Annotated in this window: 14 protein-coding genes; 6 read left to right on the top strand and 8 right to left on the bottom strand. The window is 66.3% G+C overall.

Annotation, left to right across the window (positions count from 1 at the left end):
- Positions 1-43: 43 nt before the first annotated feature.
- On the bottom strand, positions 44-1,858 hold the full coding sequence (locus tag IL252_RS14885) for a formate/nitrite transporter family protein (RefSeq protein WP_208628656.1): 1,815 nt from the start codon (positions 1,856-1,858) through the stop codon (positions 44-46).
- 87 nt (positions 1,859-1,945) lie between these two features.
- Here IL252_RS14885 and IL252_RS14890 point away from each other — a divergent pair, with 87 nt between their 5' ends.
- Positions 1,946-2,647, top strand: a complete 702-nt coding sequence (locus IL252_RS14890) for a 5-formyltetrahydrofolate cyclo-ligase (RefSeq protein ID WP_208628657.1) — start codon at positions 1,946-1,948, stop codon at positions 2,645-2,647.
- Between the two features lie 5 nt (positions 2,648-2,652).
- On the opposite strand, the gene IL252_RS14895 is transcribed toward IL252_RS14890, so the two are convergent.
- The gene (locus tag IL252_RS14895; RefSeq protein WP_208628658.1) at positions 2,653-3,066 is read right to left on the bottom strand and encodes a universal stress protein; all 414 of its coding nucleotides are present in this window, start codon (positions 3,064-3,066) and stop codon (positions 2,653-2,655) included.
- 144 nt (positions 3,067-3,210) lie between these two features.
- On the opposite strand from IL252_RS14895, the gene IL252_RS14900 reads away from it, so the two are divergent.
- A complete protein-coding gene (locus IL252_RS14900; RefSeq protein WP_208628659.1) occupies positions 3,211-5,109 on the top strand; it encodes an ATP-binding protein in 1,899 nt (632 codons plus the stop codon).
- 12 nt (positions 5,110-5,121) lie between these two features.
- On the opposite strand, the gene IL252_RS14905 is transcribed toward IL252_RS14900, so the two are convergent.
- The 3 genes from IL252_RS14905 to IL252_RS14915 all read right to left on the bottom strand — a co-directional run bounded on the left by IL252_RS14905 (position 5,122) and on the right by IL252_RS14915 (position 11,078).
- On the bottom strand, positions 5,122-6,543 hold the full coding sequence (locus IL252_RS14905) for an NAD(P)/FAD-dependent oxidoreductase (protein WP_208628660.1): 1,422 nt from the start codon (positions 6,541-6,543) through the stop codon (positions 5,122-5,124).
- A 68-nt stretch (positions 6,544-6,611) separates the two neighbouring features.
- Positions 6,612-9,146, bottom strand: a complete 2,535-nt coding sequence (locus IL252_RS14910; RefSeq protein WP_208628661.1) for an RND family transporter — start codon at positions 9,144-9,146, stop codon at positions 6,612-6,614.
- Positions 9,147-9,149: 3 nt separating this feature from the next.
- Positions 9,150-11,078, bottom strand: coding sequence for a COG1361 S-layer family protein (locus tag IL252_RS14915; protein WP_208628662.1), 1,929 nt, complete (start codon positions 11,076-11,078; stop codon positions 9,150-9,152).
- Between the two features lie 220 nt (positions 11,079-11,298).
- Between IL252_RS14915 and IL252_RS14920 the strand changes: the two genes are divergently transcribed.
- Entirely contained in the window at positions 11,299-11,928 is a 630-nt protein-coding gene (locus IL252_RS14920) for a TetR/AcrR family transcriptional regulator (RefSeq protein ID WP_208628663.1), read from the top strand.
- Between the two features lie 52 nt (positions 11,929-11,980).
- Entirely contained in the window at positions 11,981-12,688 is a 708-nt protein-coding gene (locus tag IL252_RS14925; protein WP_208628664.1) for a hypothetical protein, read from the top strand.
- Here the strand turns inward: IL252_RS14925 and IL252_RS14930 are convergent.
- Positions 12,676-13,257, bottom strand: a complete 582-nt coding sequence (locus IL252_RS14930) for a response regulator (RefSeq protein WP_170093725.1) — start codon at positions 13,255-13,257, stop codon at positions 12,676-12,678. The two genes, IL252_RS14925 and IL252_RS14930, sit on opposite strands and share 13 nt — an antisense overlap.
- A 172-nt stretch (positions 13,258-13,429) precedes the next feature.
- Between IL252_RS14930 and IL252_RS14935 the strand changes: the two genes are divergently transcribed.
- On the top strand, positions 13,430-13,714 hold the full coding sequence (locus IL252_RS14935; protein WP_153552605.1) for a hypothetical protein: 285 nt from the start codon (positions 13,430-13,432) through the stop codon (positions 13,712-13,714).
- On the opposite strand, the gene IL252_RS14940 is transcribed toward IL252_RS14935, so the two are convergent.
- The gene (locus IL252_RS14940) at positions 13,711-14,574 is read right to left on the bottom strand and encodes an NAD(+)/NADH kinase (RefSeq protein WP_208628665.1); all 864 of its coding nucleotides are present in this window, start codon (positions 14,572-14,574) and stop codon (positions 13,711-13,713) included. The genes IL252_RS14935 and IL252_RS14940 overlap by 4 nt on opposite strands.
- Positions 14,575-14,708: 134 nt before the next feature.
- Between IL252_RS14940 and IL252_RS14945 the strand changes: the two genes are divergently transcribed.
- Positions 14,709-15,743 carry a KaiC domain-containing protein gene (locus IL252_RS14945; RefSeq protein WP_208628666.1) on the top strand — a complete coding sequence of 345 codons (1,035 nt, stop codon included), beginning with the start codon at positions 14,709-14,711 and terminating at the stop codon, positions 15,741-15,743.
- A gap of 389 nt (positions 15,744-16,132) precedes the next feature.
- On the opposite strand, the gene IL252_RS17835 is transcribed toward IL252_RS14945, so the two are convergent.
- The gene (locus tag IL252_RS17835; protein ID WP_369334731.1) at positions 16,133-16,507 is read right to left on the bottom strand and encodes a VOC family protein; all 375 of its coding nucleotides are present in this window, start codon (positions 16,505-16,507) and stop codon (positions 16,133-16,135) included.
- Positions 16,508-16,638: the final 131 nt, after the last annotated feature.

Here is a 16,638-nt window from a genome sequence, read left to right on the forward strand (position 1 = left end):
CAGTGGGTCGCCGCCGTCTTCGGGCTGTCGTTTCCCGCGCCGATCAGTTCCCGAACAGCCGCTGGAGCAGCCCGCGCTCGGTCGCTCGCTCGGCGAGCAACACCGAGCAGTCCACGTCCGACAGCACGTCGAGGTGCAGCGAGTCGCTGCCGACCCGCGAGAGGAGGCCGTCTCTGGTCGCCCCGATGATGATGAGGCCGTGTTCCGGCGCGGCCCGCGCGATGGCACCCTCGACGTCGCCGCCGTCGTCGACGATGCGGGCTGCCGATTCGAGGTCGTTGTTCTTCGCCCACTGGGCGAGGAAATCCTCGTTTTCCGTTCGCTGGCCCGGCCCGTCGGCGACTCGCAGCAGCGAGATCGCAGAGCCGACGGTCTGGCGGAGCGCACTGGCGACCTCGCCGCTCAGCACGGAGTGTTCGTTGCCGGCGACCGGGATCAAGATCTCCTCGGGATCGAACCCGCGGTCGGCAAGCACCAGGAAGTCCGCCGGGAGCGAACTCGTCAGCTCGTCGAGCGGGCGTTCGGCCCGGCCGGCCTTCCAGAGCGCGTCCTCGTCCCAGCCCATCACGACCGTGTCCGCGCCCTTCCGGTCTGCGAGCTGGAACACCTCCTCGATGGAGCGATGCGAGACGATCGTCGAGGTCTCTGAGTCGACCTCGTAGGCCGACGCGATCTCGCGGACGCGCTCCATCTGGGCGTCGGATTCGGTGACGATCTGGTCGGTCTGGTCGCCGCCGTACCCGCCAGCCAGCCGGTCGGGCAGACGGACGATGTGGACGAACTCCACGTAGGCCGCCTCCTTGCCGGCGGCGTACGAACACGCGAGCTCGGCGAGGGTCCCCTCGGTCCGCGGGTTCGAGATCGGGACCAGGATCCGCTCGGAGCCGGACCCGTGTCCGGCCGCCCGCTCGCTCGTGTCGATCAGGGGGACGTACGACCGGCCGACGAGACCGCCGAAGATCCACTCACGCCAGGAGAGCTGTCGGTTGGCACCGTCGAAGCGGGCCGACTCCAGGCGTTCCTCGGTCGTCTGGAAGTAGTTGACGACGGTGACCAGCAGGATGCCACCGACGGTGTTGCCGAGCAACACGGGGAGCACGAACTCGACCATCCCGACGACGATCCCGAGATCCCCGACCAGCACCAGATACACCATCTCGGTAAAGGAGACCACGACGTGGTAGAGCCCGCCCAGCGGGATCGCGAGGAACGCCAGGTAGACGACGGCGATCCGCGAGATCGTGTCTCGCGAGGCGTACTCGACCCAGACGACTCCGGCGACGATCAGCCCGGCAAACGCGGCTTTCACGAACAGTTCGCCCTGGCTCGCCTTGATGCCTTTTTCGGCGATCGAGAACGCCGCGGCCGTCCCGTCGGCCGACAGCACCCCACCCCAGGCCAGCGCCATCGCGCCGATCGCGCCGCCGGTGAAGTTCCCGGCGAGCACGACGACCCAGTTGCGCAGGAGCGCCGGAACGCTGGCGATGCGTTCCAGCGTCAGCGCGACTGGCGGCAGCGTGTTCTCCGTGTACAGCTGGTAGCCGCCGATGATGATGTAGATGAACCCCAGCGGGTACAGGAGCTTGCTCAGGATCGGATCGCCGCCGGTCGAGGCCGTCAGCGACACCAGCATCAGGAACGTGATCGTGATCGCGAACCCGGCTGCGAGACCGCTGAAGTACAGCTCGCGACTGCCCGACGTGATCTCCTCGTCGGCCGCGGCGACGATGCGCTGGAACACCTCGTCGGTCGAGAACCGGTCGCGAACGACCCGCCCCACTGCCGGAGCCCCACTGCGAGACCGCTCGACGGCCTCTCTCACGCTCTCCTCGGGATCTGGTGGATCCTGCTCGTCCATCGTCGTGCTTCTCTGCCGGCCCCGAGGAAAGGGTTTGGTTTCCGGCGTGACGCCAGTGCTTTTGTGCGAGCGGCCGTCGCCCTCGACATGGACAAGCAGACGCTCCGCCAGCGCGTGTGGGACGACCTCGAAGAGAGCGGCGACGCTCGGTTTCCGTTCCCGCCCCACGGTCGCATCCCGAACTTCGCCGACGCGGACGCCGCTGCCGACCGACTGGCCGAGACGGCGGTCTGGGACGCCGCCGACGCCGTAAAGGCCAACCCCGACGCCCCGCAGCTCCCGGTCCGGCGGGCGGCGATGCGGGCCGGCAAGACCGTCTACATGGCCGTTCCGCGCTTGCGCGACGAGGAGTGCTTTCTCCGCCTCGACCCGGCGGCAGTCGACGACATCGACGACGCCACGACCGTCAGCGGCTCCAGCGAGGCGGGCGTGCAGGTCGGCCCCGACGAGATGCCCGAGATCGACCTGATCGTCTCCGGCAGCGTCGCCGTCAGCGAACGCGGCGCGCGGATCGGCAAGGGCGAGGGGTACAGCGACCTCGAATACGTCCTCCTCCGCGAACTCGATCTGGTCGACGACGAGACGCCCGTGGCGACGACGGTCCATGAGCGCCAGCTCCGAGACCACGACCTCGTCGACGAACACGACGTGGCGATGGACCTGGTGGTGACGCCCGAACGGACCATCGAGACGGCGACGCCGTACGACCGCCCGGACGGCATCGACTGGGCGGCCCTCGACGAGGACCGCATCGAGGAGATGCCGGTGCTCGAAGCCCGCCGTCCCTGACCGCGCTACACCAGCAACACGGGCCGCTCACACGCCTTGACGACCTGTGTCGTCACGGTGCCGAGCGTGCGGTCGTGGTCCCGGCCCTGATAGCCCATGACGACGAGGTCGGCCTCGATCTCGTCGGCGTAGCTCCGGATCTCCCGGCTCGGCTCGCCGTGGCAGTTGTGCAGGTGGGTGCTGATGCCGCGGTCGCGAGCGCGCTGGGCCAGGCGCTTCAACAGCGCGGTGCCGTCGTCCTCGCGCTGCCCGACGGCGAGTTCGGTCGTCGACAGCGCCGGTTCGCCGATGGTCCCGGTGTCGACGACGTGCAACAGGGCGAGCGAACTGTCCGATCGGTCGGCCAGCGCCACTGCACTGTCGAACGCTCGGTCGGCGTGGTCGCTCCCGTCGGTCGGAACGAGGATCGTCTCGTACATACGTCGTGGTACGGCAACACTAGCCAAGACGGTTGTTACCATCCCAGTTCCCGATAGCCACACCGTACGTGTCGGGAACGCAGCCAGAACGGAGCAACTACTCACGGACACCACATCTATGTCGCTGGCTCGTCAATCCCATGTATGGATCGGGCGAACAGTGTCGATCGAACACGAGCGCCGCGAGAGGACACCGTCGACGTCCTCTACGTCGATCCCGACACGGACTCGACGGTTCGAGAGTGGTTCGGCGACAGCGGACCGTTTCGCGTCACACACGTCGCCGACGCGGCGGCGGCACTCGCCCACGTGACGGACGGATCGACAGACTGTGTCGTCAGCGAACAGGACCTCCCCGACGGCAGTGGGCTGTCGCTGTTGCGATCGATACGGCGTCGGGCCCCGTCGCTCCCGTTCGTGCTGTTCACCGACGACGGCAGCGAGACGGTCGCCAGCGAGGCGATCGACGCCGACGTGACCGGCTATCTCCGGCGGACGCCACTCGAAGAACAACTCCCCGCGCTCGTCACGACCGTCACCGAGGCGGTGAGCCGCCCACACGAACAGTCGGCGATCCTCGATCGCATGACCGACGCGTTCTTCGCGCTGGACGTTGAGTGGCAGTTCACCTACCTCAACGAACGGGCGCGAGAGATCGTGTGTGACGCCGCCGACGTGGATCGGTCGATCGACGACCTCGTCGGGACCCGGCTCTGGGATCTGTTACCGGGTGCCGTCGACACGGAGTTCTACGACCAGTACACCGAAGCGATGGACGAGCAGCGGGTGACGACCTTCGAGGCCGAGTACGAGCCGCTCGGGACGTGGTTCGAGGTGCGAGCCTACCCCTCGCTCGACGGACTTTCGGTGTACTTCCAGGACGTGACGGATCGAAAGCACCGGATCGAGCGACTCCAGGAGCGCGAGCGCATCCTCAAGGAGATGTACCGCGTCGTCTCCGAGAAGACGCTCAGCTTCGAGGAGCAAGTCGACCGGCTGCTCTCGATCGGTCAGTCGGTGCTCGGAACCGACTACGGGGCGCTCTCCTCCAGAGCGGGCGACGAGTACGTCTTCGAGGTCGTCCGCGATCCGACTGGCGACACCCAGCCCGGCGACCGGGTCTCGCTCGACGAGACCAACTGCGAACGGGCGATCGTCACCGAAGAGACCCTCGTCCTCGAAGACATCGCGCGGGACGCGCCGGAACTGGCCGAACGCGCCGGATACACCGACGATGGCATCGCCTGCTATCTCGGCACGCCCGTCGTGGTCGAGGGCGAGGTGTACGGCACGTTCTGCTTCTACGACCGAGAGCCACGGGCCGAGCCGTTCTCGGACTGGGAGATCGCTCTCGTCGAACTGCTGGGCAACTGGGTGAGCTACGAGCAGGAGCGCCGCCGCCACCAGAGCGAGATCGCTCGCGAGCGAAACCGGCTCGAAGAGTTCGCAAGCGTCGTCAGCCACGATCTGCGCAACCCGCTCAGCGTCGCACTCGGACGGCTCGACGTCGCACGCGAAACCGGTGACGAGGAGCACTTCGACGCGATCGAGCGGTCGCTCCAGCGGATGGACACGCTGATCGAGGACATCCTGTCGGTGGCACGCGACGGCAGGACCGTCGCGGAACCGACGCCGGTCGACATCGGGACCGTCGCCGAAGACGCCTGGGCGGTCGTCGAAAGCGACGAGGCGACACTGCGAGTCGACGTGGAGGACCGCTTTCTCGGCGACGCGACGCGCCTCCAGCAGCTCCTGGAGAACCTCTTTCGAAACGCGGTCCAGCACGCCGGTCGAGAAGTCGTCATCACCGTCGGGCCCCTCGACGAGGGGACCGGCTTCTACGTCGCCGACGACGGCCCCGGCATCCCCGAGGACGAGCGCGACGACGTCTTCCAGTCTGCCTACACGACCACCGAGGAGGGCACCGGTTTCGGCCTCAAGATCGTCTCCGAGATCGCCGAGGCCCACGGCGGGTCCGTCACCGTCACCGACAGCGACGACGGCGGTGCGCGCTTCGAGATCCGCGACCTGACGGTCGCCTAACGTCGCAGTCTCTCACTGCTCGACGGCGTCGGCAGCGTCACGGAACAGTCCGTCGAGGTTCTCGGGCAGGGTCGGGTGGTAGGAGCGATCCGGGAGTTCGCGAACGTCCAGCCCCATCTCGACGACGATCTGCATCGTCTTCGCGAAGCTGTCGGCGTGATAGTGCAGGCCCTGCCAGCCGAGCACGGTGCCGTCGGTGCGGTCGACGACGAGCTTCGCGAGCCCCTCCGGGACGTACTTGGACTTGAAGACGCCGTCGTCGCTCGCCTGCCGGGTCGCGACGGCGATGTCGTGACCTGCCTCGCTGGCGGTCTGCTCGTTGTGACCGACGCGGGCGAACGGATAGACGCCGAGTCCGGAGAAGATCACGTGGTGGTGGACGTTCTCGTAGGGCTGGGGCGTGTTCCCGGCTTCCTGTCGGCGGATGTTCTCTGCGGCGGTAAAGCCCTGCTCCTTGGCGACGTGGAGGATCGGCTCCTTGCCGTTGACGTCGCCGACGGCGTACACGTGGTCGTGGGCTGTCGTCTGCATCGTCTCGCGGACCCACTCGCCCTCGACGGCGATCTCCGTGTTGTCCAGTCCGAGCCCCTCGACGGTCGGGCGGCGGCCGGTGAAGCAAAACAGCTGGTCGGCCTCGTAGGTCTCCCGAGTGGGACCCTCGGCCCCGTCGTCCTCGAACTCGACAGTGAGCCGGACGCCGCCGTCGTCGGTCGCTTCGAGACGCCGCTCGTGGCAGTTGGTCGGAATCTCCAGGTCCCAGTGGTCCCGGTACAGCGCCAGTGCGGCGTCCCCGAACTCGGGGTCGGCCTCGTCGATCGGTCGGTCGTCGTGCTCGACGACGGTCAGCTCCATCCCGCCGGCCTCGGCGAGGTACGGGACCATCTCCATGCCGATGTAGCCAAAGCCCATCACGATCCCGGAGTCGGGGAAGTCGGTGGCGTCGAGTACGTCGGCGCTGGTCATGAAATCGACCTCGTCGATCCCCGGAACGTCGGGGACGTTGACGCTGGAGCCGGTGGCGACGACCACGTAGTCGGCGTCGAACTCCTCGCCGCCCGCGCGGACGGTGTGGGGATCGACGAACCGGGCGGTGTCGTGGACGAAGCGCACGTCGTCGCGCTCGGCCAACTCCTCGATGCCGGCGCGGCGGTGGCCCGCCCACCCGAGGGTGTGGTCGTCCTTGCGCTCGACGGTCCGTTCGAGGTCCACTTCGGGCACGTCGCCGACCAGTCGGTCGTCGTGACGTGCCTGGAAGCGGTGGGCACCCGCCGAGAGGACTTCCTTCGAGGGCATACAGCCCCGCAGGATACAGAGTCCGCCGCCGGGCTCGCCGTCGTCGATCAGCGTCAGTTCGATACCCTGTTCCTCTGCCAGCTCGCCAGCGACGGCGGCTCCGGCGCTGCCGTAGGCTCCGATGATGACGACGTGGGTCATACCGTCACTAAACGGACGCCCACCCAAAAGCGTTCAGTAACGTGGCGCTCACCGGCGTCGCCGTCGGGCTACTCGTCGGGTTCGCCGCCGACGGTCGGGGCCTGCGTGGTCGGCTTCTGTTTCGGCCCGATCCCGAACAGCGACAGGAGACGGCGGTCCTCGTTGATCAGCGCGTCCCACAGCACCAGCGCCGGTGGGAGGACGAGCAGCGACGCCAGGAAGGCGAAGGTGATCGACAGCCCGGTCAGGACGCCGAACTGGCCCAGCGCGGGGAACAGTGCGAGCGCGAGCACGCCGATCCCCGAGACGGTGGTGAGCATGCTGCCCAGCAGCGCCCCACCGGTACCACGGACCGTCCGGTCGAGTGCCGTCCGGAGGTCGTGCTCCGCGCGCTCGTCGGCGAAGCGGTGGGTCACGTGGACCGAGTAGTCGACGCCCAGCCCGATCGTGATCGCCAGGATCGTCGCAGTGATCGCGTTGAACGGGATGGCGAGGAACCGCATCGACGCGGCCACCATCGTCACCGTCACCGCGACTGGGAGGACGTTGACGATCCCCAGCGTGGCGTACCCTTCGAACACCCGGTAGATGAGCATCAGGAAGATCGCCGAGCCGATCAGCGCGACCGCGAGGCTGGTGATCGCGGATTCGAGGATGAGGTCCGAGACGGCCTTGAACACGACGGTGTTGCCGGTCGCGGTCGCGGTCATGCGGAAGCGATCGGCGACCGTTCGGGTGTCCTCGGTGATCTCGCTCTGTTCGGCGTCGGCCTCGACCGTGTAGACGACGCGGGCGCTCCGCCGCTCCTCGGTCATGTAGTTCTCGGCGCGGTCGCCGGCCGGCGAGGCGAACAGTTCGTCGTAGATCAGTTCGAGGTTCTGGTCCGGAACGCCGTTGTCGTTCTGGTCGTTGCGATCGACGAGCCGGCGGAACTCGGGATCTTGCTGGGCGTAGCTCTGGATGACGGTGACGATCGAGGTCGACTCCGCGCGGCCGTCGCTCTCGGCGAAGGAGCTGGGCGGGTCGTCTCCGGCCCGATAGATCTCTTCGAGCGCCGTGTCCCGTTGCATCGGCCCTTCGACGTACACCGTCGTCTCACTCGATTGCGTGGTCGCGAACTTGTCTTCGAGGTAGTTCAGCTGTGCGGAGACGGTGTACTCGCCCGGCGCGAACGGTTCCGGTAGCTCTTCGAGGAACGCCGGGGTGTCCTCTGGCGGGAGGAAGTCCTCCTGGCTGAACGTCGTGTCGATGTCCTGAGCGTAGACGCCAGCGCCGGCACTGCCGACGAGCAAGACGATCAGGACGAGCGCCGGTGCGGCGTCGCCGATTGTCACCCCGACTCGCAGCACCGAGCCAAGCGCCGAATCCTCGGAGCCAAGCGGCGTCTCGCTCAGCGTCGGGATCGGGTAGCGCTCGCGGAGCCGGTCGATCTCGACTTTCGCGGCCGGGAGGAAGATCCCGAAGATGAGGAACGTAAAGACGATCCCGACCCCGGCGACGACGCCGAACTCGCGGATGGGCTGGAGCGCGCTCGTGAAGTTCGCCAGGAAGCCGATGACCGTCGTCCCGGTGACGATGAAGAACGCCACCAGCAGCTGATCGGTCGTGGTCCGCATCGACTCGTCGACGCCCCTGTCGAGGACCAGCTCCTCGCGATAGCGGTTGATGGCGTGGATCCCGAAGTCGATCCCGACCGCGAGCAACAGCGGCGGCACCGCGATCAGCAACTGGCTGAAGGGGATGTTGGCGATGCCGGTGAACCCGAACGTCCAGACGATCGCCAGCAACAGGGCGAACAGGCCCAGCGCGAGGTCGACCGGATCGCGGTAGGCGATCGAAAGGAACAGGAAGATGAAGATGACGGCGGCTGGGACGACGATCAGCAGGGAGTCGGTGATGACGCTCCCGAACTCGTCGGCGACGATCCCGCTACCGAAGACGGTGATCGAACCGCCCGCGGCGGAGTCGACCTGGAACTCCGCCTGCTTCTGGATCGCCGTCAGGGGGCTGGAGCCACCCTGCCCCGACCCCGACGAGAGTCCGGCGGGCACTTCGTGGCTGATGACGCCGATCGACGCCGAGGCGCTGGCGTCCCCGCGGTTGAAGTCCTGGCTGACGATCGAGCGGAACTGCGGGCTCGATTCGTCGGCCCGGCGCACCGCACGGTCGATCTCGGATGCGGGGGCGCGCTCGATCGCGTCGATCTGCTGGTCGAGCGTCGTCGCCGACGGATCGAGCGTCTGTGCGACGATCGCGGCGGCACTGCTCGTCGACGTGACTCGCATGTCCGGGTGGTCCTGCACCCGCTTCTGGGCTTCGAGCATCCGCAGCATGGCGGGCTTCGAGAGGACGTTGTTCTCCTTTTGAATGAGCTGCGTACTCCCGGTGTCGGTCTCGAAGGTCGGAGAGAACTCCCGGTTGATGTCTTCGAGGGCCTGTTCCTCTTCGAGGCCGGTGGCGAACTGCGAGGTCCCGGCGGACGTGGAGATGTTGCTGAGCCCGGCCCCGAAGACGAGTGTCAGGACCAGGAACGCCAGGATGACGCGCCTGGAGTCGTAGATGATCTTGTCGTCGATCCAGTCGATGTAGCGTTGGTACTCCATGTGCTATCGGAACCGAACGTAGCCGCCCACGGCAGCGACGATCAGGACGACCGCGACACCGATCAACACGAGCGGTGAACCGCCGCCGCCGGATTCTTCGACTTCGACCGGGATGTTGTACGTGTCCGAGGTGACGGTGTCACCGTCGGCCTCGTCGTACTGGAAGTCCATCGAGACGGGATAGGGCTTCGAGAGCGCACTGCCGCCCGCGCTGATCGAGAAGATGAGCTCTCGGGACTCGCCCGGTGGGAGTTCGTCCACGAACGCCTCGTCGTCGTTGGCGGAGATCGGCGAGTCCGCGAAGATCTTGGCATTGATGTCGCTGAGCGTCTGGTTCTTTGCGTTCGTGATCTCGACGACGATCTCCGTGCCCTCGCCGGCAGAGACGTTGGCACTCCGGATGGCCACGTCGAACTCGTCGCGCTCGGGCGCGACCTCGGCACGGACGTTCATCGAGTCGCCGGTGCGCTGCTCGTCGTCGTCGTTATTGTAGCGCGTCTGGAGCGTGAACTGTCGGGGGCCGCTGCGGGCGCTGTCACTGATGTCCACGTCGAAGTCGAACGACGCGGACTCGCCCGCGCCGAGGTTCCCGATCGAGTACTCCGTTTCGATCGGATCGACGTTGCGCTGCTCGCTGGCCCACACAACGACGACGTCTTCGGCGGTCCGGGGGCCGGTGTTGGTCAACTCGGCCGACAGCGTCCCGTCGTCACCGACTTCCAGGTCCGCGTCGACGCTGTCGACGGCGAAGGTCTGCTCGGCGACCGGCCGCAGCGACAGCGACACGTCCTGTCGATGGGTGGCGGAGTCGTCCGGTCGATCGTACTCGACCGTCGCGTCGACCGTGTAGTTACGCCGCTCGGCACCGTCTCCGGCCCGAGCGTCGAAGGTGAGGGTCCGTTCTTCGCCCGATTCCCACTCGTCGACGTACTGGCTGGCGCTGTTCGACTGGCCGAACGTGATGTCGGCGTTCTTCGAGGTCACCTGAACCGAGGCGTCAGTGAGCGTCTCCGACCCGTCGTTGCGAAGCGTGACGGTGTAGTCACCGCTGTCGCCGACGGGGACGCTGCTGTCGATCGAGCTGACGGTAAACTCCTGTTCTGGCTCCGGCGTCACTTCGACGGTGACCGGCTGGGTCGTGCGTGACTCGCCGTTCCCGAGTTCGTAATCCGCCGTCAGCGTGAACGGGTACGGCTCGGACTCGGCGGTTCGGGCGGCGCTCAGGCGGTAGGTGAAGGTTCGTTCCTCGTCTGGCTCCCACTGTTCGACGTATCGTTCCGCGCTCGCGGACTGACCGAGCGTCAGGTCGGCGCTGGGCGAGGCCAGCGTGAGGGTCGTGTCTCGGGCCGCCACCGAACCGTTGTTCTCGACGGTGAGTTCGACGGTTCCGGTCCCGTCGACTCGCGTCGTCGTGTCCACGTCAGTGACGTCGAGCTGGGCCGACTCCTCGATGTTCACCTGCACGTCGTAGGTCCGGGTCTCGGACTCGCGGTCTCGCGAGCCCGACGCCTCCGAGACGTAGCTGTAGTAGTCGTACTCGACGGTGACCTGCACGTCGTAGGTGCCGGGCTCGGCGTCGTCCGGAACGGAGACCGCGAAGGGGAGCGGCTCGCGCGTCGATCCTTCGGGGAGCGACCCGACGGCTCGCTCGTCTGTCTTGACTGTCAGCGGCGCGTTCCCTTTGTCGACACTGACGGTCGTTCCACGAGCGGTCGTTACCTCGCCGTTGAGTGCGGGGTTTCGCGCCGACCCCGAGTCGAGGTCGCCGCTGTTGACGAGGACGACGTCGAGGGTCGACTCCTCGCCGGGTGCGAGGGTGTCGTCGGCCACGTGAACGCTGATATCGGGACTGCCGGTGACCGCCGCGGTGGCGAGTCCCGACGTGACGAGCAATACAACGACGGCTATCGGAAGAAGGGTGCGTCCGTTCATGAGTCTCTGGCCTTCCAGACCGTTCGAGATGCCGTGTCGCGGCGGGCCGATGAGCGCCACAGAGCACAGAAGAGAGCGTGGCGGCCGGCCGACGCTCGCCGTCGAGCGCTCTCGAACGATCGTTCGGGCATTCGTGTCGAACGAACGTTCGGTAGCATATCAATCTATCGCTGTTACACTCACCGAAACCCTTACCAAGCCGACCGAATATTCGTTCGGTATGGCTCCGGAGACGCCCTTTCCGGGCGACCCCGACGACTCGCGGGAGGCGATCATGCGTGCGACGTACTGCGCGCTCAAGCAGTACGGCTACGCCGGTCTCTCGATCCAGCGGATCGCCGACGAGGCGGATCTGAGCAAGTCGACGTTCTACCACCACTACGACGACAAACACGACTTGCTGACCTCGTTCGTCGATTTCATCCTCGAAGAGTTCACCCGCGTGTTCTCGCTGGAAGCCGGCGACGACCCCGAGACGAACCTCCGAACGTTCGTCCGACTCATTCTCGATCCGACGACTGCCCAGAAAGTCTCCGAGGACTCACCCACGACGACGGTACTGGGGACCTACGTCGAGTTGCGAGCACAGGCCGTCCAGGACGAGGCGATCCGCGAGAAATTCACCGAGGTCGACCGCAGTTTCGAGCAGCAGATCGCCGATATCGTGGCGGAAGGCGTCGACGCCGGTGTCTTCAGGGACGTCGATCCCGAACAGACCGCGACGTTCGTCTCAACGCTCGTCGCCGGCCAGACGTTCCGACAGTCGACCAGAGACGACGATCCCTCGGCCGCAGTGCTGGCTGCCTTCGACGACTACGTACAGGAGTCGCTGCTCCGGACCGACGCCTGACCGCGTCGCCGATGAGACACTGTTTTACCGTCTGCCGAGTAGTGACGAAACGATGACGGGGGTAGGTGTACGCGGTCAGCGTCTGGTGGTGAGCGCCGTCGCACTCGTCTGTGTCGGCCTCGCGGCCACCGGTGTGGTCACAGAGGACATCGCCGTCGCGACACTGCTGGTCGCCGCCGGGACACGGCGGCTCCGTGGCGTCGGCGGACTCCTCGTCGGCATCGTCGTCGGCGCTCTCTCCGGGGCGGCGATCGGCTACGTCGCGGTCGCGTTCCTGGGCGTCCCGCTCGCGATGTCTGGCGCGGTGGGCCTGGGGACCGCACTCGGGGGCGGCATCGGCGTCGTGACCAACTACGCCGCGACGGGCGACGGAGAGCCAGTCGACGAGACGATGACCGTCGAACGGGAAACGCGACGGCCCACCCCGACGCCCGCGGACCTGTTCGACGACCATCCCGACCCAGTTCTGTACGTCGTCGACGACGGGCACGGGCCGGTCGTCCGCGCCGCTAATGGGGCCTACGTCGAGACGTTCGACGTGCCGGCCGACGCCGTCGCCGACGCACCGCTGGCCGAGGCAGTACTGGCCGGCGGGGACACCGACGAGATCGTCGCGGCGGTCGCCGACGGCACGGGACTGGATACGGTCGTGACCTGCGAGGCGGCCGACGGCGCGCGACCGTTCAGAGTCCGGACGGTCGGGAGCGGCGACGACGGCTATCTCGTGTACACGCCCCACGCGAGCGATCAGCCCGGATGACGGCCGATCTCTTTGAACGCCCGCTCGATGTCGTCGAACTCGCCGAGCGTGTCGTCCATCTCGTCTTTCAGCGCTTCGATGCGCTCTCGTAGCTGAGCCACGTCTTCGTTGCCGTCGAGCGTCTGTGCCGTCTTCTCGGCTTCGAGCAGCGCGAGCTTCGAGGTCGCTTCGAGGTACTGGGTCAGCTGGTCGTCGTACCGTCGCGCCGTGAGCTGCTGTTCGATCGCGGCGACGAGATCGTCTTTCTCGATCGGCTTACAGAGGTAGTCGTCGAAGGCCATGTCGATGATCTCGAAGTCCGGATCGACCGCCGTGATCATGATCACTCGGCAGTCGACGCCGCGTTCTCTGATGGTCTGGAGCACCTCGTCACCAGAGACTCCCGGCATCCGCCGGTCGAGCAACACCACGTCGATGCCGTCACCATCCCCAATGGCGTCCAGTGCCGCCTCGCCGCCGTAAGCCGTCTCGGTGTCGAACTCGTCACGCAACCGCAGCGCGTACACGTCGGCGACTTCTTTCTCGTCGTCGACGACGAGGACGGTGGCATCCTCAGTTGACTCTGACACTAGGTTCAACGTTGGTAGCCGCGTGCATATATTTGTTTGTCGTCCGCCCTGGCTCGATTCTGGCCGGCTCTGCTTGAAAAAATCCTGGACGGCCGTCGTGGAGCCGCCTCGTCCGGTGGCTCTCGCGGAACGGAAGTTTAAAGATTACCTCACGGCGAAAATCCGAACAAGGATGTTCACGCCACTGCAAGTCGTCGACAGCCTCCTGTTGAACTACAACCTCGGTGACGTGTTGCTGCTGGTGACTGTGCTCGGTGCGGTGGGGGTCTTTCTACAGCGGTCGAACAAAGCGCTCGGGCTTCACCTGCTCTCGTTTGGCCTGCTGTTCCTGATCCTGCCCGGTGGCATGTTCGAACCGGCCGCCGGCAGCCTGCTCGGGACGGTTGCGATGTACAAGTTCGTCGGACTGGGACTGCTCGTCGTCGCGCCCGTGATCTACGCCGTCGGCCGCCGTTAGGCCAACTTCCCGAGCGCGGCGAAGAAGTCGCGCTGTGGCCCGGCGATGTTGACCGACTCGCTCGCGCGAGCGACAGTCACCTGTGACGGTGGCGCGACGGCCTCTCTCACTCGGCCGTCGCTGACGACGACGCTCTCGGCACCGCTCTCGATACGCACTGTGATCTCGCTGCTGTCGTCGACGACCAGCGGTGGCATCGCTTCCTCGCCCGCCATCTCGGTGACGACGAGTCCGTCGACGGCGGGATGGACCAGCGGCCCGTCCTCGCTCAGGTTGTACGCCGTCGAGCCCGTCGGCGTCGCGACGAGCACGCCGTCCGCGCGACCGCTCGTGTACAGCGACCCGTCCACGCGAACCTCGAACCCCGCACCGCCGCCGTGACCGCGCTGTGGCCCCTGTATCACGATCTCGTTGAGGGCCGGCGGAAGCGTCCAGTCCTCACCGGTGGCCCGAAGCCGAGGCACCGTGCGCGTCCGTGCGCTCCCGGTCTCGCGGATCCGGCGGACCTCCTCGACGACGGTCTCGACCGCCTCGTCGGGGGCGACCGCGTTCAGAAAGCCGACCTCACCGAGGTTGACGCCCAGGATCGGCGTCGATCCGGCCCCCCGTGCGGCAAACAGGAAGGTGCCGTCGCCGCCGATGCTGACCACCAGATCACAGCCGTCCATCTCGTCGACGCCACGGCCCGTCGGCGTCGCCGTCTGCCCGTCCGGCCAGCGGCTCTCGTCGGCCGACAGGGCCGCCGCCGTCGTCTCGTCGAAGACGACGGTCGTCTCTCCGTCGTGCAGTCGTTCGAACAGCCGCGTCGCGAGCGCAGTCGCCCGTCGGTTCGAACGCTGGGCGACGATCCCGACCTTCATCGTCCCGGCTTTTCGGCGGCGCGTACATAAACCCGTCCACACGCCAATGTTCGCAGGTGATAACGTCGGCGGTAAGGTTAATCCGTTCGGGTAAAAACGAGCGCGTATGACGGCCATCGGGGCTCGATCACGCCATGAGTGAAGACGACGACGACTGGTTCGAGAGCGCCGTCGACGAGTCCGACGACGACGGCGAGTCAGAGCCCGCCGACAGCGACAGCGCCTTCGAAGCAGACGCCGACAGCGATAGCGCCTTCGAAGCAGACGCCGACAGCGACAGCCCTTTCGACGGGGACGACTCGTCGGAGGAAGCAGCCGGGTCCAGTCCCTTCGACGGCGGTACCGACGAGGCAAGTCCTTTCGATGACGAGGACGACGGCTCGCTGTTCGACGACGACTTCGAGTCGGCGTTCGCCTCGGCCGGCGACCCGAGCGACGACTCCGAGGGGTTCGAGGACGAGGACTTCGAGTCCGAGATCCCGCGGATCGACCTCGGCATCGACGGCCTCGACCAGATGATCCAGGGTGGCATCCCCGAACGCCACCTCATCGTCACCATCGGCTCTGCCGGGACCGGGAAGACCACCTTCGGCCTCCAGTTTCTCCACCACGGCCTCGAACAGGGCGACAACGCCGTCTTTATCACGCTCGAACAGAGCCGCGAAGCCATCGTCGCCACCGCCGAGGAACGGGGCTGGGAGTTCGAACACTACGAGGACACGGGCCAGTTGGCCATCGTCGACCTCGACCCGGTCGAGATGGCCAACAGCCTCGACAACATCCGCGGCGAACTCCCGGCGCTGATCGAGGAGTTCGACGCCGACCGGCTCGTCCTCGACTCGGTGTCCTTGCTGGAGATGATGTACGACGACCAGGCCAAGCGCCGGACTGAAGTGTTCGACTTCACTCGCTCGCTGAAAAACGCCGGTGTCACGACGATGCTCACCTCAGAGGCCAGCGAGGACAACCCCTACGCCTCCCGACACGGCATCATCGAGTACCTGACCGACGCCGTCTTCGTCCTCCAGTACGTCCGCACAGAAACCCGCGAGACCCGCCTCGCCGTCGAAATCCAGAAGATCCGCAACGCCAACCACTCCCGGGAGACCAAACCCTACGAGATCACGATGGACGGCATCAGCGTCTACCAGCAGGCGAACATTTTCTAAGTACCTTTTTACTGCGGGGGGTTCCCACAGCGAGCCGCAGGCTCGCGAGGAAACCCCCCTTGCAAAAATCTACGCTAAAAACACCCTCCGAGTCGCACCCGAGGGGTGCGCTCGGAGCGAACCGCGGCCTCTGGCCGCGGACGTTCGGCCCAGCTCCGTCAGACGATTGTCCCGTTATCGCCTACTACGGCGTTGGCCATCCGTATCGGGCCAGTCCCAGCCGGCGAACGATCCGAGTTCAGAACTCACGCAATCGTCCCCACCACGAGAATTCGCTGTGAGTGCTTCGCTGACACGTTCTCGGCTTTCGGCGTAGCTGTGACGCGTTTGCACGCTCGTAGCGGTCATCATGAAGGCGCACTGCGGGACACACAACGACGACGTGACACTCATTCCGGCCCAACGACCTCCACTTTCATGCCGTCCGGATTCTCACAGTAGAGTGCGTAATATCCGCCAGCGTAGGGATGTTGCTCGTCGTATAGAACGGCACTGTCGTCTCTTTGGCGCACAGCGTCAGTCAGTTCGTCGACCTGCTTGCGGGAACGGGCGTGGAACGCGAGGTGATTTGCCCCCGGCGCGGTACGGTCGAACGGCGGTTCGGCCTTCGCCGCTTGCTTGAGGACGATGTACGTCGCCTCTCTCCTCCAAGACCGACCGTCCTCCCACTCGCTTTCCAGTTCGTAGCCCAACTCTCCGAGCAGCCAATCCCAAAATTTCATCGACTGTTCGAGATCGGCGCTACACAACTCGACGTGGTGGATCTGTCCAGCCTGTTCGGGATCGCCGTGATTGTAGCCCGTACGTGATGGGTACGTCGACCTGACAAGAGCGTTCCCCCGTAACGAAGACGACACGCCCCGAGGCACACTCTCGCCCAGCGGCGTCGTGCTCG

Source organism: Halomicrobium sp. IBSBa (genome assembly GCF_017612575.1).
Classification (GTDB): Archaea; Halobacteriota; Halobacteria; order Halobacteriales; family Haloarculaceae; genus Halomicrobium.